The organism is Pseudomonas petrae, from assembly GCF_021728295.1.
GTDB lineage: Bacteria > Pseudomonadota > Gammaproteobacteria > Pseudomonadales > Pseudomonadaceae > Aquipseudomonas > Aquipseudomonas petrae.
The window spans coordinates 228,781-242,277 of sequence record NZ_JAKJXE010000004.1; the positions used below are offsets into that span (position 1 = coordinate 228,781).

At 57.8% G+C, this 13,497-nt stretch carries 8 protein-coding genes; 6 read left to right on the forward strand and 2 right to left on the reverse strand.

The annotated features are described in order from the left end of the window. Positions 1–7: 7 nt before the first annotated feature. Entirely contained in the window at positions 8–1,075 is a 1,068-nt protein-coding gene (gene rlmM, locus L4G42_RS08755) for a 23S rRNA (cytidine(2498)-2'-O)-methyltransferase RlmM (protein WP_237251399.1), read from the reverse strand. Between the two features lie 235 nt (positions 1,076–1,310). Between rlmM and acnA the strand changes: the two genes are divergently transcribed. The 5 genes from acnA to L4G42_RS08780 all read left to right on the forward strand — a co-directional run bounded on the left by acnA (position 1,311) and on the right by L4G42_RS08780 (position 8,886). Further along, positions 1,311–4,052, forward strand: coding sequence for an aconitate hydratase AcnA (gene acnA / locus L4G42_RS08760; protein ID WP_237251400.1), 2,742 nt, complete (start codon positions 1,311–1,313; stop codon positions 4,050–4,052). 350 nt (positions 4,053–4,402) lie between these two features. Further along, positions 4,403–5,194, forward strand: a complete 792-nt coding sequence (locus L4G42_RS08765; RefSeq protein WP_237251401.1) for a CPBP family intramembrane glutamic endopeptidase — start codon at positions 4,403–4,405, stop codon at positions 5,192–5,194. Positions 5,195–5,294: 100 nt separating this feature from the next. Further along, a complete protein-coding gene (locus tag L4G42_RS08770) occupies positions 5,295–6,860 on the forward strand; it encodes a methyl-accepting chemotaxis protein (protein ID WP_237251402.1) in 1,566 nt (521 codons plus the stop codon). 284 nt (positions 6,861–7,144) lie between these two features. Beyond that, complete coding sequence (locus L4G42_RS08775) at positions 7,145–7,798, forward strand: hypothetical protein (protein ID WP_237251403.1); 654 nt, start codon at positions 7,145–7,147, stop codon at positions 7,796–7,798. A 422-nt stretch (positions 7,799–8,220) separates the two neighbouring features. Beyond that, positions 8,221–8,886, forward strand: a complete 666-nt coding sequence (locus tag L4G42_RS08780) for a hypothetical protein (protein WP_237251404.1) — start codon at positions 8,221–8,223, stop codon at positions 8,884–8,886. Positions 8,887–8,961: 75 nt separating this feature from the next. On the opposite strand, the gene L4G42_RS08785 is transcribed toward L4G42_RS08780, so the two are convergent. Further along, complete coding sequence (locus L4G42_RS08785; protein ID WP_419789359.1) at positions 8,962–10,875, reverse strand: autotransporter outer membrane beta-barrel domain-containing protein; 1,914 nt, start codon at positions 10,873–10,875, stop codon at positions 8,962–8,964. A gap of 752 nt (positions 10,876–11,627) precedes the next feature. On the opposite strand from L4G42_RS08785, the gene L4G42_RS08790 reads away from it, so the two are divergent. Beyond that, a complete protein-coding gene (locus tag L4G42_RS08790) occupies positions 11,628–13,496 on the forward strand; it encodes a hypothetical protein (RefSeq protein ID WP_237259689.1) in 1,869 nt (622 codons plus the stop codon). The last annotated feature ends 1 nt before the right edge of the window (position 13,497 follow it).

Sequence of the window (13,497 nt, forward strand, 5' to 3'; positions counted from 1 at the left end):
GGGCGGATCAGCCCTTGCGTTTCATGTCCAGCCGCCGCAGGTGGCAGGTCACTTCTTCGCGGTCGTGGTACAGCTGCTTGCAACCGATGGAGACCTTGACGCCGCGTGCCTTGAAGCCGTCTTCGATGCGCTCCAGCAGGCGCCGCACTTCGGCATAACGCTGTTTCATCGGCAACTTGAGATTGACCACAGCCTCGCGGCACAGACCTTCGCCCAGCCAGGTTTCCAGCAGCGCGGCGTTGCGTGCGGGCTTTTCGACGATGTCGCAGACCATCCAGTCCACCGGCTGACGCGGCTTGAAGGTAAAACCGTCCGCCATCAAGTGCTGCACCAGCCCGGTGTCCATCAAGCTTTCGGCCATCGGTCCGTTATCGATCGCGGTGACCAGCATGCCGCGCCGCACCAGCTGGTAGGTCCAGCCACCGGGCGCCGCACCGAGGTCGACGCCGGTCATGTCGCCCGACAGGCGCTCGTCCCACTGATCCCGGGGGATGAAGTGGTGCCAGGCCTCTTCGAGCTTGAGGGTGGAGCGGCTTGGCGCTTCCCGGGGAAATTTCAGACGCGGGATGCCCATGGGCCACATTGCCGAGTTATTTGCGTCGGCCAGCCCCAGAAACACCTCGCGCCCGCTTTTGAAGGTCAACAGCAGGCGCGGCAGGCTCGGGTTGTCGACCAGTTTGCCGGCCTTTTCCAGGGCCTTGCGCAACGGCGCTTCGAACTTGCGGCAGAACGTCGAGAGCTCCTTGCCGTCGTTGGTGTCGACCACCTCCAGCCACAGGCTGCCGCACGGTGCAAACCCGGCCATGTGTTCGAGGATCACGCTGATGCGGTCGGTTTCTGGCAATTGGACAAACACGCCACGCGCCCACTGCCTAGGGAAAATCAGCTCGCGGAACTTCAGGCTGTTCATCAGCCGCTCGGCGCCGTCGGCCTCGGTGCAGATGAATTCCGCGCAGGCGGCGTCAGTCTTCGCCTTGGCGTAGCCGGACACCTCAAGGCGGGCGGCGTGCTCGCTGAGCTCCGAGCAGACCTCGCTTTCGAAGCCGGGGCGGCAATGCATGAAAAGGGTGTTCACGGGACGGTCTCCTCGCGCGCCACGAATCGTGTCGCGGCGCAAGCTGTACATGAGGACTAACCTCAATGACTCGAAAGCGGCGCATGATAGCCGAATCAGGAACCACTGGCTCAGCCGGTGGGTCCAGTACTACTCAACGAGTATTCAAAGGCGCCGACCAGAGCGCTGAAGCAAGCCCCGTCTTACCGTCGATCGCCCGTCCGCGCGTGCTGCGCGGTCCGTCAAGGAGTCAGTCATGCCCTCCCTCGATAGCCTGAAAAGCCTCAAGACACTCGAAGTCAGCAACAAGACCTACCACTACTTCAGCCTCCCGGATGCCGCGCGCACGCTGGGTGATCTCGACAAACTGCCGATGTCGCTCAAGGTGCTGCTGGAAAACCTGCTGCGCTGGGAAGACAACCACACAGTGACCGGCGACGACCTCAAGGCCCTCGCCGACTGGCTGACCGAGCGCAAATCCCATCGGGAAATCCAGTACCGCCCCGCGCGCGTGCTGATGCAGGATTTCACCGGCGTGCCGGCCGTGGTTGACTTGGCGGCCATGCGCGCCGCCGTGGCCAAGGCCGGTGGCGATCCCCAGCGCATCAACCCGCTGTCGCCGGTGGATCTGGTCATCGATCACTCGGTCATGGTCGACCGGTTCGGCGACGACAAGGCCTTCGGCGAGAACGTCGACATCGAAATGCAGCGCAACGGCGAGCGTTACGCGTTCCTGCGCTGGGGTCAGAACGCGTTCGATAACTTCAGCGTGGTGCCGCCGGGTACCGGGATCTGCCATCAGGTCAACCTGGAATACCTCGGTCGCACCGTGTGGACCAAGGAAGAAGACGGCCGCACCTACGCCTTTCCGGACACGCTGGTCGGTACCGATTCCCACACCACAATGATCAACGGCCTCGGCGTACTCGGCTGGGGCGTCGGCGGCATCGAAGCGGAAGCGGCCATGCTCGGCCAACCCGTGTCGATGCTGATTCCGGAAGTCATCGGCTTCAAGCTCAGCGGCAAACTGCGCGAAGGCATCACCGCCACCGACCTGGTGCTGACCGTGACGCAAATGCTGCGCAAGAAAGGCGTGGTCGGTAAGTTCGTCGAATTCTATGGCGATGGCCTGGCGGACTTGCCGCTGGCGGATCGCGCCACCATCGCCAACATGGCCCCGGAATACGGCGCGACCTGCGGCTTCTTCCCGGTCGACGACGTCACGCTGGATTACCTGCGCCTGTCGGGGCGTCCGGACGAAACGGTGCAATTGGTCGAAGCCTATTGCAAGGCCCAGGGCCTGTGGCGTCTGCCCGGTCAGGAACCGGCGTTCACCGATGCGCTGGAGCTGGACATGGGTTCCGTCGTGGCCAGCCTTGCAGGGCCAAAACGTCCGCAAGACCGCGTCGCCCTGCCCGATGTGTCCCAGGCCTTCAGCGACTTCCTGGGGTTGGCGGTCAGCCCGAGCAAGCACGAAGAAGGCCGACTGGAAAGCGAAGGCGGCGGCGGTGTCGCGGTGGGCAACGCCGCACAGGTGGGCGAGGCTGAGTATGAATACAACGGCCAGACCTATCGCCTCAAAAACGGCGCAGTGGTCATCGCTGCCATCACTTCCTGCACCAACACCTCCAACCCCAGCGTGATGATGGCGGCCGGCCTGCTGGCGAAAAAGGCTGTGGAGAAAGGGCTGCAGCGCAAACCGTGGGTGAAGAGTTCGCTCGCACCCGGCTCAAAGGTCGTGACCGATTACTACAACGCCGCCGGTCTCACCGAGTATCTCGATAAGTTGGGCTTCGACCTGGTGGGTTATGGCTGCACCACCTGCATCGGTAACTCCGGGCCGCTTCCTGACCCGATTGAAAAAGCCATCCAGCAATCGGACCTGACCGTCGCGTCAGTGCTCTCGGGCAATCGCAATTTCGAAGGCCGCGTGCACCCGCTGGTGAAAACCAACTGGCTGGCCTCACCGCCGCTGGTGGTCGCTTACGCGTTGGCCGGCACGGTGCGCACTGATCTGAGCAGCGAACCCCTGGGCGAAGGCAGCGACGGCCAGCCGGTTTACCTGCGCGACATCTGGCCGACCCAACAAGAGATTGCCGACGCCGTGATGAACGTCAGCACCGGCATGTTTCACAAGGAGTACGCCGAAGTCTTCGCCGGCGACGAGCAGTGGCAGGCGATTCAGGTGCCCGAGGCGGCGACCTACGTCTGGCAGCCGGACTCGACGTACATTCAGCACCCGCCGTTTTTTGAAGACGTAGCAGGTCCGCTGCCGGTCATCGCTGACGTGCAGCAGGCCCGCGTGCTGGCAGTCCTGGGCGACTCGGTGACCACTGACCACATCTCCCCCGCCGGCAACATCAAACTCGACAGCCCGGCCGGGCGTTATCTGCGCAGCAAGGGCGTGGAATACAAGGACTTCAACTCCTACGGCTCGCGGCGCGGCAACCACGAAGTGATGATGCGCGGCACCTTCGCCAACATCCGCATTCGCAACGAAATGCTCGGCGGCGAAGAAGGCGGCTACACCCTGCACGTGCCCACCGACGAGAAGCTGCCGATCTATGACGCGGCCATGCGTTACCAGGAAGAAGGCACCCCGCTGGTGGTCATTGCCGGTCAGGAATACGGCACTGGCTCCAGTCGCGACTGGGCGGCGAAAGGCACGAATCTGCTGGGCGTCAAAGCGGTGATTGCCGAGAGTTTCGAGCGCATTCACCGTTCCAACCTGGTCGGCATGGGCGTCCTGCCACTGCAGTTCAGGGCTGGCGAAAGCCGCAAAACCCTGGGCCTGACTGGCAAGGAGGTGCTGAATATCACCGGTCTGACGGGTGCCACGTTGCAACCAGGCATGAGCCTGGCGGTGCAGATCACCCGGGAGGACGGCCAGCAGGAAAACATCGACGTGCTGTGTCGGATCGATACCTTGAACGAGGTGGAATACTTCAAGGCGGGAGGGATTCTGCATTACGTGTTGCGGCAGTTGATTGCTTCCTGAGCCTCATCCCGACTTAAGCCGATCTCGCTGTCAGTGGGACTGGCTTTAGCCGGGAAGGCGTCATAGGCCACACCAAAAATCTCCTGGTGTTAAACCGGCCTCTTCCCGGCTGAAGCCGGTACTACTGACACGCCGCGCGTTCGTGGGACCGGCTTTAGCCGGGAAGGCGTCTTATGGCCCACCACAAATTGCCAGCGTCCAACCCAAATCCTTTGTTACCAGAAACGCCCTACACCCTATCCGCCACGGATCAACAAAACATTCGGACCGACTTCCCGTTGATCCGACATACACACGCGTTTAATCAACGTTAAAATCGCCAGCCTTATCCGACGCTCTAGGACGACTCCATGTCGGTGCAACGCTGGACTTCTCTCTTTCTGCTCTCACTCGGCTACTGCCTGGCGCTGCTGTACGGCCAGCTCAGTCTGCCCGTGGTTGTTACATGGGGATTACTGATCATGGCCGGCATCTGCGCCAGCCATTTCCAGCACCGCGCCGTCCGGCTCTGCGGTCACGCCCTGTTCATCGCCATCGCAGCGGGGCTGGCCAGTCACTGGCTGCCCGGTTTCCTCAGCGCAAGGGCGATTGCCGGCGTGCGCTTCAGCCCCGAGGCCGCGCCGTATTCGATGTACCTGAATCTCGACAAGCCCCTCATCGGCTTCTGGATCGCAATCGCCTGCCCCTGGGTGTTTATCGCGTTGAGTCCACGCCGCTGGCTGGGCGTAACCAGCATCGCCCTTCCCGTCACCGCCGCAGCGTGTTTATCAACAGCGCTGTTGCTGGGCCTCGTCGGCTGGTCGCCAAAGTGGCCCGAGCAAACGGGCATCTGGGCGCTGAACAACCTGCTGCTGGTCGCGCTGACCGAGGAACTGCTTTTTCGGGGTTACCTGCAAGGGAGCCTGAAAAGATGGCTGCAACACCTGCCCTACCACGACACCCTGGCAATCGGGATGGCGTCGGCACTGTTCGGCCTTGCGCACATCGGCGCTGGCTGGGAATGGGCGCTTCTGGCGGGCATCGCAGGCATAGGTTACGGAGTGGCGTATCGACTGGGCGGCCTGCCCGCTGCCGTGCTCACCCACTTCGGTTTGAACCTGCTGCATTTCAGCCTGTTCACCTACCCGATGTTCGATCGCTAAAGGAAGCCAGCGATACCCAACCTATGACGCAGTTCACAAAAGCTTAATTTTTTTCGCTTCGGGCCGATAACCGTGAAAGCCTTCCTGGATCGAATAGCTCATGCGAAATAACCAGCCCATTACTCAACGCGAACGGACTTTTCCGGCGCAGCAGCGGTTGATTTCTACCACCGATGCGCGCGGCGTCATCACCTATTGCAACGACGCCTTCATTGAAATCAGCGGTTTCGCGCAAGATGAGTTGATCAAATCGCCTCACAACACGGTGCGTCATCCAGACGTGCCGTCGGCGGTTTTCGAACACATGTGGGCCACGCTCAAACAGGGCCTGCCGTGGATGGGGATCGTCAAGAACCGCTGCAAGAACGGCGACCACTATTGGGTCAACGCTTACGTCACGCCGGTCTTCGAGAACAAACAGGTCGTGGGCTTCGAGTCCGTGCGCATCAAGCCAACCGCTGAACAGGTGCGTCGCGCCGAAGCGCTCTACAAACGTCTGAACAGCGGCAAAAGTGCAGTGCCTGGCCGCGACAAGTGGCTGCCGATGTTGCAGGACTGGCTGCCGTTCATACTGGTCAGCCAGTTGAGCTTTTTGATTGGCGTGTGGCTGAACTCCCATTGGGGCTTTGCGCTGGCGGCGGCACTGTCGGTGCCGCTGGGCCTGCTGGGGTTGAGCTGGCAACAGCGTGGCCTCAAGCGTCTGCTGCGTCTGGCCGAGCAAACCACGTCCGACCCGCTGATCGCGCAAATGTACACCGACAGTCGCGGCGCACAAGCGCGGCTGGAGATGTCGATCCTCAGCCAGGAAGCGCGTCTCAAGACCTGCCTCACCCGTCTGCAGGACACCGCCGAACACCTCAACGCCCAAGCGCGTCAGTCCGACACCCTGGCGCAGGCCAGCTCCACCGGCCTGGAACGTCAGCGCGTCGAAACCGAACAGGTCGCCACCGCCGTCAACCAGATGGCCGCGACCACCCAGGAAGTCGCCAATCACGTGCAGCGCACCGCTGACGCCACACAGCAGGCCAACGAGCTGACCCGTCGCGGCCGCGAGATTGCCAGCAACACCCGCGAAGCGATTCAGCGTCTGTCGGCCTCGGTGGGCGAAACCGGCCTGACCGTAACCCAGCTGGCGAAAGACAGCGACGAAATCGGTGGCGTTGTCGACGTCATCAAAGGCATCGCCGACCAGACCAACCTGCTGGCCCTGAACGCCGCCATCGAAGCCGCCCGCGCGGGCGAAATGGGTCGTGGCTTTGCCGTCGTCGCCGATGAGGTCCGCCAACTCGCCCAACGCACCACCGAATCGACGGGCCAGATCCACGCCCTCATCGCCAAGCTGCAACAGACTGCCACCAACGCGGTGCAGACCATGAATACAGGCCGTCGCCAGGCTGAAGAAGGTGTCGAACAGGTCATAGAAGCCGACAGGGCGCTGTCAGGCATCAGCGACGCAGTGGCCAACATTACCGACATGACCACGCAGATCGCCGCCGCCACCGAGGAGCAAAGCTCGGTGGCAGAAGAGGTCAGCCGCAACATCAGCACCATCGCGCAGCTGGCCGACCAGACCTCCGACGAAGCCCGTCGCTCTGCCACGCTCAGTGCGGAGCTGACCCACACAGCCAACACGCAATACTCATTGGTGGAGCGCTTTAACCGCTGAGTGATTGATCGGTTATGCGAAGGCCCTGGCAGATCGTCTGCCGGGGCTTTTTTGTTTGTATCGGGGGTTGAGTAGGACATTTCTGAAAATTGTTTGGGAGAGCGGTTTTTGGTTTGGAGCGCGAGGTTGGGTGTTGACAGGATTTGTAGAACTCTATTAGTTGATTATTGAAAGACAATAAATAGTTACCACCATGAGTGGAGTATTTGTTGATCTGGATAATTAATTTAATGCGCACTCTTTCTGCGGATCGAAGCGGAGAGGTGTGCTTGATGGAGTTTTTTATGAATGAGCAATTCCCTTTCAGCGCCCCGTTGGTAACCAAAGCGGATCCTATCGACGGACTTTTACAAATCGGAGATTTAACTCGGCCAGTTCCCGTTGAGATCACGATTTGGGATGGTGCCCGTCAGGGCTATATTGTTCAGTTAAGACTTGATGGGGACCTCATTGATGTCCCGGTTGTTGTGGGCGACCAGAAGCCTGGCGATACAGTGCAGCTTCAGCTAAGTCAAAATCTGCTATGTGAAAGCCGCAGTTATTCCCTAAGCTATCAGGCTACAAATAACATCAATGGCGTAACTCGCGAATCTCCCGCCGCAGCGCTAAAGGTCGACCGCACCAAACCCGGCGCTACCCTCCTCGCTCCCCTCATCTTCCCCACCGCCACCTTCGGCGATCAACTCATTGGCCTCCTCCCTGGCTACGCAGGCATGGAACCGGGCGATGTCATCCAGACATTACTCAACGGCGTCGAAGGCCCGGCCCATCGGGTCCAGGCGGAGGAGCTCACCCTCCGGCCCGTCGAAATCGCTTTCAGCCGCGAACACCTGCAAGCCCATGCAGCCGAAACGGTGTCCGTGGAGTACTTCGCTACCGACCGTGCGGGAAATGTATCCATCACCAGCCTGCCGACCCTGGTTTCAGTTAAATTGTAACCAGCGTTCAGGCTATTCAACTGAATACCAAAAGTAACCACCTCCACGCTTATGCGTGGAGGTTTTGTCAACAAAATCGTCAGTGAAAAATAATTTAAATTATTTTTTGGCATCTCGATTCCACAGAACCTACATCACCGTAGGAAGCGTCTGATGGACTATCAAAATTTTATAGACTACACGCGATACATAATTATTTAAATCGCTCACAAACACCGTAAAAAGTGCCGGATTCACACATTAAAAATATATTCAACCGCGAAATTTTTTCGGAGAAGCCATGCAATCCCATGCACTTCGCTTGTTTGACAGTAATATTTTTCGAATCGATCATAGGCATGTGCAGCGCCGCAGTCCTACAAGCAAGCGCACAACACTCAATCCTGTAATCCTCGCACTAGCGATCTGATCAAGGAGTTCCAATGGAAGATGAAACGGATATCCAGCCGCCCCATGGTTCACAGCCGAACGAGTCCGATAATGATAAAAAGGTAACACCGCCTCTCTCGAAAAATACCCGCAGGACCACAGGCAAATCACCCAACAAGAGTTCAATCCCGCTCTACGAAGATCTGCAGGCAGTGCCGCCCGCGGGCAAGAGTGCGGCTGAACAGGCGAGGGTCTACGCCGGCCAGCTTCAGAACGCCCCGGGATTTCCATGGCATCACGAGATGAAGGACCCGCCTCCGGCGCCTGTATTCGAAGCGCCTTACATCACCGGTGCTGATCCCGAGGGCCCTACGGACGCCCAGCTGAACGTTGGCATCTACATCAATATCCCGCGCTCGCCAAAGCTGTGGTTCGGAGATCATCTGAAGCTGCGCTGGGGCCACAACACGTTCTACACCACCATCGGCAAGGTAGAGGGCCGCAAAGGCCCTCGCCTGGTTCAGTACCTCAACAATGAAACCCTGGCGGACTACGAAAGCGGACGCGTCGAAGTGCGCTACGAAGTGGTGCGGCGCGCCAGGCTCGTCGGCATCTCGGAAACGCTGACCATCAATCTGCCCCGTCTTGGTAAGCGACGCGGCAAGGGCGCGCCCCCGAGCCGTCCACCGCGACGGCGTCGGATGCAGCCCAAACCATAAGCGCACGTAAAAAGCCCCGACTGCATCGCTGCAGCCGGGGCTTTAGAACCGCGTTTCAATCAACTGACGCGAATGTCAGAACGCCAGACGCACACCCACGTTCGCACCCCAAGGCTGCTCAACATGCTCACCCTTCATGTAATCGAAATCAGCGTGCACCTGGAGTCGCTCGGACAGCGACACCGAAACACCTGCGCCCAGTTCCGCCCGGGAGCCGAACAGGTCGTTGTCAAAACGCTGACCGTTCACGCTGACATCATTACTGCGGGAGAACTCGTGGGCCAACGCCACCCGTGCGTACGGTTTAACAACGCCGCCGTCCTTCAGGGCAACGCTGCGTCCCAGGGTACTGCCGACCTTGCCCAGCACCGACTGAGTCTGATTAGTCCTGGCCTGCATGCCGTTGTCCAGCGTGTAGCTGCTGCCATCGATCCAGACGCTGGACACCTGCGCGAACGGCTCGACGAAATACTCATCGCCCAGCTTTATATGCTTGCCGACTTCCAGCGATCCACCCAAAGCCTTGCTGCTGTAATCGCCCTTGGCCTTGGTGCCATCGCTCATCGCCACCTTGGATTCGTTATGGAACTGGTTGAGTTTCAACACGCCGTCCAGGTAATAGCCGCCCTCCGACAACCACGTGCCATACGCGCCGACGTAATAGCTGTCGACCTGACCCGAAGTGCCTCGGCCGATGTCCAGATCCGACTTGCTGTAACCCCCCATCAACCCGAGCAACAACTGACCGTTGCCCACCGGCACGGGCGCATCCGCGCCGAACGACAGACCCTGCTGCTTCTGGCGGTAATCAACGCCGGAATCCAGCGCCGCATTGAAGCGACTGCCATAAGTACGCATCCAGCCGCCGCCCTGCTCCTGCCCGCGCACTTCCCCCATGCGACTGCGCAACGTCGTCAACTCGCTGTTCCACACCGTTGGTGCCGTGTTGAACAACGCCAGCGCACTTTTCGTGGAAGGACTGATCTCCTTGCCGGACCCAACGATGAACCAGTCAGTGCCCTGGCGTTCGAGCTCGTAGGAGTACACCCCAAGATCCGCCCGACCGCCCACCAGCCCGAACTCCGCATCCCCGCCTTCGGTGTGAACCACTCGCAGCGGGTCGAACTCGGCGGGGACGGCTTCGATGCCGGTGTTCTGGATACGCAGGCGATGCCTGCCCGAGGCTTCCCCGTTCACGCTGAGCAAATCACCGGTGCCGTTATCGAGGTTGATGCGCATGTCGAAAAGGCCAGAGCCGGACAGCTTGCCCAAGGAGAGGGAATGAAACCCGTTTCCGGCGAAACCGACACTGCCGCCGTCCAGCGCGAGCGAGTTAACGCTGTTGTCCGCCGCAAGCTGCCAGCGCCCGCTGGAGTCGATGGTCACAGCATTGCCATTGACGATATTCCCGTTCAACTGCCCGCGGTTGCGCAGCACCACGTTGAGTGTGCTGGTGTCGTCGGCGACGAAATCGCCGGAGAGGGTGCTGTTGATTACTTTTACGTTCGCGGTGCTTTCCTGATTGACATCAATCAAAACACCGTTGCCTGCGTCCAATATCGCATCATCAGCGATGAGGATATTCGCAGTGGTCTTGTCAGCGGACGTTGCCGACCGCCTGGTCACCTCGATTGCGGATCCGGTTCGCGCGGTAATGGTGGACGCATTGATTTCCAAGAAATTGGTCTGACTCACGAGACCGTGTGTTCCGTTGATTATACGAACTCCGCTGTCCTCCCCGATCACATGGCTGCCTTCAAGCACATGTGCGACGCCACCCGACAACTTCAGGCCGCCGTTTTCGGCCAGGGATGCTGCAGTGCCTAAGCCTTCAACTTGCGTGGACTTCAACCAGATTTCACCCATGGCAGACACCATGATCCCGTAAGCGGCTCCTTTAATTGTGCTACCTGAAACATGGGCGGTGGAAAGCGTGGTTGGATCTTGTACGTTCATGATGAGCTCTAGAGCCGCTCGATCGCTGCGCATGACGCTTGCATCATTTATGTTGGCTTGACCACCAAAAATTTCCACACCTCCTTTAACCTCCCCACCTTGAACGTTCAAAGTTGACTTAGCTACACCCACCCAGTCAGCAACTCCACCTGGAACAATATTGATGACACCATCATTGATCACGCTATAGCTAGCGAGGCCGCTCGAGGCTCCCACGGTATGAATGACTCCGTCCACCACCGTGACTTCTCGTTTTACGCCTGCGACTTCTAGCAAGGTTTTTCTGACACCCGCATCGTTGGGGCCTGATGTTAGTGACCGCTCGCTTGCCAGAGCCGGGGTAAGACTCACAATTGGAGTCATGAGCCCTACTGATAGGGCGAGCAAACTACGTCTAAAACTTACCGGATTTTTCACTGCTAACACGAGGCTTCCTCCAAATCATGAGATATAAAGTCTGAGGAATGTAGATACCGCCAAAAAAAATAATAAAAAAACATTGAGTAGGAATTTTCCCAAATATTTGAAATACATGTCCTACGTTAGAAAAGCTAAAGGGCTTATATTCAGGGCATGCCGCTAAAGAAAACGACATGACTTTATTTACAGGCGATTGGATACGTCCTACATAGAGTCATTCAGTCCTACGAGTTCGGGTCGAAGCCTACGTTGCTACCGGCTGATTTTTAGTATTAGTTAGATTGGGAACTGGGGAATCCAGTTCCACGAGATGCCGTCCCAACCAGGTCCGCAATCGTGATATCAAAAAACTACAAGGGATTTTTATGAGTAATGTAAAACAAACACCTACCATCATCTCCACCCGATCGAGCCGCGCTCCAGTTCCAATTGAAGCACCAGACATCGCGGTAGCGTTTCACGACCAAGATAACTTTGGGTTAATCCCCGTCTCGGCACTTGATATTCCCATTACCGTAGATTTGAAGGTTTGGGAAGGTGCGGAGGCAGGCTATAAATACCAACTCCTCTGGGACGGTGATGCCTACGGTCCCGAGAAGATTATTCAGGCTACCGAACGACCAGGCGATGCTCTTGCGCTGGAGGTTCCCGTTGCACTTCAAAGTGAAGGACCTCACAGCCTCGCGTTCAGGACATTCAGCCCAAATACCACTGTTGAGGATTTTTCTGAAATTTTCCCTGTAGTGATCGACCGTACGGCCCCTGGCAAACCTCAACTTGCTGCCATTCAGTTTCCAGTTGAAGTCCAAAATGGCTTGACTGCTGAGGAACTGGCGCGTCTTGGAAATCAGCTGGATGTCGAGGTTGCTGGCTACACTGGCATGGCGAAACACGACATTATAGAGACCTACTGGGGTGACATCGCAGGCCCAACTACAACAGTTACCCAGAATGACATGGGGTTGAATAAAGTCCTGTTTAATTTCTCCAAAGACTTCCTTGAGACAATTCCTGCCGGGACCCATGACGTCAACTATACGGTAACCGATCGTGCGGGCAATACGTCGGAAAACTCTATTGAATCTCGAATCCTTCTGTTACTCGAAGAGATACCTGCCAATTACCCTGCCCCGATCATCGATCCTGCCGTTGGCGGGTTGATTGATTACGTAGAGGCCCGGCCCGGGGTGCAGGTGGACATCCCTCACTACCCGGGCGCGGCAGCTTTTGACCAAATCACCTTGTATTGGGGTGAGGACACACCCATGTTTCCAGTTCAACTTCCACCTGGTGATGAAAACGAGGACATCGTTATTTCGTTCCGTGTGCCATTCGAAACTATTGCCGTGAAGCCAGTAGGTAAGGTCTCCGCTACCTACAAGATAACTCGACAGAACCAACTGAACGGGTCGTCACTCGCGACAGAAATCGAGGTATTCCTCACGCTGCCTGTACCGGAGCCTACATTAGCGCCCATCGTTCAAGGGACCAGCGTTAATAACCCTGACAAAACCGACAACTTTATTGATGAGGACGACTACGAACTGAACAGTCGCGCTATCGTCCAGTGGAGCGATCAATTCAAGCTCAATGATGATCTAAATCTTTTCTGGGGAGATCAACAACGGCTTCAATGGCACCAAATTTCGGAGGAGGATGTGACAGCTCAACAAGACATGATTATCCCAGTCGTCAACTCAATCATGAAGGCACAAGGCACCGGTGCTGAAATCCCAGTGCGTTATACCGTGGTTCGTGACGGGAACCCCAATCCGACACCCTCTCCAATCCAGACAGTGACAGTGCGTTCCAGAGAAGAACTGCCTGGAGGTGCCGATGGTATTGATGGTCCCGTATTTGAGTTGACCCCCACCGGATACATTTCGCTCGTGGTTGCACCAAATGGCACCAAAGGATTGATCAAGCCCTATGTCAATATCTCAAAAAACCAAAAACTGTTTTTTACCTTCAAAGGCTACGACCTGACGAACAACCCAATCGACGCAGCGACGTTCACCGCGACCCGCGAACTTGATGAACAAGACGTCCTAAACGGCTACAGCTTCCAAGTGCCGTTCAACATCTTGCGAACGATCTGTCATGGATATTGTGAAGCCTATATCCGAGTAGAACCTGCTGCTGGAAGCAATCAAAGCGCGGTGACTTCACGCATGACTCGCGTACCGGTTGACATGCGACGCACCAATGAAAGCGCGTGCACCTTGCGCGCTTAAC